At 35.3% G+C, this 2,944-nt stretch carries 2 protein-coding genes; one reads left to right on the top strand and one right to left on the bottom strand.

All coding sequences use genetic code 11. The features are described 5' to 3' along the window. Positions 1-631: 631 nt before the first annotated feature. The gene (locus ABD07_RS13840) at positions 632-1,402 is read right to left on the bottom strand and encodes a hypothetical protein (protein ID WP_160818776.1); all 771 of its coding nucleotides are present in this window, start codon (positions 1,400-1,402) and stop codon (positions 632-634) included. Positions 1,403-1,518: 116 nt separating this feature from the next. Here ABD07_RS13840 and ABD07_RS13835 point away from each other — a divergent pair, with 116 nt between their 5' ends. Beyond that, positions 1,519-2,586, top strand: coding sequence for a RelA/SpoT domain-containing protein (locus ABD07_RS13835; protein ID WP_160818775.1), 1,068 nt, complete (start codon positions 1,519-1,521; stop codon positions 2,584-2,586). The last annotated feature ends 358 nt before the right edge of the window (positions 2,587-2,944 follow it).

Here is a 2,944-nt window from a genome sequence, read left to right as displayed (position 1 = left end):
GCCACATAAGAGTTTGAGTAATGCCACTCCTTATGAAATACTCAACGCTTATTTCTATCAACCTCTCTGTAAACAACCCTGAGATTTCTTACACCTTAAAGTATGCCACCGTTAATCCATACGATTAATTTGCATTTCGGTATTCTTCCGGTCCGTAAACCAAGCCTCTTCTTTCACAAGTAAGTATTTCTCGGCCATCATTGCCCAGAATTTTTAAGAGTATATTTGTATTATGTAAAATAAGAAAAATAAAGAACAATATAATCAATAAGTTAAAAAACTGTCTTTTCGGTAGTTTTCAAACCTTCTTTCTGCGTGCTCACAGTTCTGCTTACTAAGAGATCGGCACAATAAGCGCAAATACTCTGCATCAACGCCTGATTTAATCAGGCGTTTTTTTCCTTCAAAACATATCGATAATATCTACGCTTCAGCGATTCATCGCGCGTATATCGGATGTACCAATAAAAATTACGAAGTTTGGAAAAGTCAGCCATGAAAAACTCTCGATTAGTTGAATTCGGAGTTTAGCGGCTAGAAGAACAAAATATAAACCAGAAGAATATGGTGGTTTATATAATTTAAAGGTCGAAAAAGTTCAAATACTCGGTATGAATCAAACCTAAAAAAACTATATATTTACATTTGAAATAAAGCCATTTTCATACTTTGCTGCATCTCTCGGTATTTGTCGCTCAGTAAATTCCAAGAGATCTTCGAAGTCTTCAGGATAGATATCAATATTTCCATATGCATTTACAAAATCATCCAAATCTAAACCTAATTCCTTGCCACCAAACTCTTCTACAGTGCCACGAAGATAAGGAAACAATTTATTAAGCAACGCTCTTAACTCTGCGAGACGGTAAATATAATGCTCAATTTCAAGACGAGACACGGGCATGTGATTATTCATATCACTACTTGTTAATAGCTGAGTAAGTCGTGCATGATGTATCTGAAGCTGACTCAGTATATAAGCTAAATATTTGCCAAAATTAGGTTCAGCAAAACGTATACACTTCTCAAAGACATCCTCGTATTGATCTGGCAAATTTGGAATTATAGTATCTTTAGGTAATCGGACAGCTTTCGTTCCCAAATTAGTGCTATCCCAAGCTAAATTCAGCACTTTTGCACAATCTTTAAAGTAATCAGAAAATCTAAACAACGCACTGGGTAAGAAAGCTCGTGCTGCTACAAAATTACGTTTTCTCTGTTCACGTTCAAAATATGTCGCAGATTTATACACAACAATACTTGAAATAAATAACAAAACGTTACCATTAAAAGTTTGCCACCTATCCCATACATCAAGTAAATGCTTCCAACTCCTTCCGTCGTACAAAGGATATAAAACCATGGAAAAAAATAAAAAATTGCCAGCAGACCAAGAAGGCACCTAAATATCCTATTCTCAATATGCATTAGAAATTAAACTCCTAGTGAATCAACTTATTAATATTAAAAGATTGATACAATTTGATAAATATAGACCAACCAGATTAAGGATTGTAAATGATTAAAATCGCTGACCGCGATTCGTTTCTCGCGGAAAATAGCATAGACATTGATACCTGGGCAAAAGCAAAAATTGAATGGGAAGTTCTTGAAGAGATTTACAATGACTATTTAATGCAATTTGCTACTTTAGAAAGTGCGGCTCGCGTAATTGCGAACACGATACAGAAATTTCCGAATGTGCATTCGGTTCGATGGCGTGTAAAAGATCCCAATCATTTAATCTCAAAAATCATAAGAAAAAAATCTACTGATAATCCAAAGTATGCAGAAATATCAAAGGACAATTACTTAGACATTATCACTGATCTCATAGGTGTTCGCGCACTTCATCTATTCAAGAAAGAATGGGAAGAAATTAATCAATATATTCTAGATACATGGGATTTAAAGGAAGAACCAAAAGCATACATAAGAAGTGGGGATAACGAATCGTTGCAAGAAACATTCAAATTAAAGAATATCAAAATCGAAGAGCATTCTGCAGGTTATAGGTCAATTCATTATGTAATTAACTCTAAACCCTTCAAAAAGGAAATTTTAGTAGAAATTCAAGTGCGAACAATATTTGAAGAAGGATGGAGCGAAATAGATCATAAAATTAAGTATCCAAATTATTCCAATAATCCACTCATTATATATTTCCTGGAAATATTTAATCGAATGGCGGGTAGTGCTGATGATATGGGGGGGTTTGTTATAGGGCTCTCAGAAGCTTTGCTAAATTTGGAAGATGAGCTTCACAGGACAAAAGCAGAAAAAGACGCAACAATCAATGTGCTGGAAAATGCTTTAAAAGAAATAGATAAAGAAAAAGTTAAAAATACTCAATCCACAAATGTTATAGAACAACTCAAAAATGAATTAGAGAAACAAAAATCAGCGTATCACAGTCAGCACATTGGTCTTTTGGGACGCCACACTTCAGAAGAATTAGATCTAATTAGGCCTCAGATACAGAAAATAACGAAAAATTTAGATGCTAAATCAATATTGGATTCAATAAATGAAAGTCTTAATCTAAATTACATAAGCGACCCCATAAACAAAAATAAGAAAGGCTAAACCGTAATAAACACACAACAATATTATGAAACCTCGGTGATGCGATATATTTTCAAATCATCGGTTTTGCAATATGAAGCAGCCAGGAAAAAGTAAATCCGCGCTAGGGCTCGGGCAGCATGCCCCTTCGGGTCATACCCTTCGCGCCGGTCGGCGGCGCGACCCTAGGACTTTCAGCGGTTTAAAGTTGCGGGAGTTTTATTAGGCAAGGGGAAGTTCGCATTTACACCAGATGTTAAAGGTGCGCAACCGCACAGATTACAATTGAATTTACATAGCATAATGTGTAAGAATTTCTAGCGTTGTTTACAGTATTCAGGAGAATACTGTAGATGAACATACACAAACGTACCCGATT

It is taken from the genome of Nitrosomonas oligotropha (genome assembly GCF_009833085.1).
In the GTDB taxonomy this organism is placed as follows: Bacteria; Pseudomonadota; Gammaproteobacteria; order Burkholderiales; family Nitrosomonadaceae; genus Nitrosomonas; species Nitrosomonas oligotropha.
Note: the sequence above shows the minus strand (reverse complement) of the source record. Positions and strands in the feature narration are given on the sequence as shown.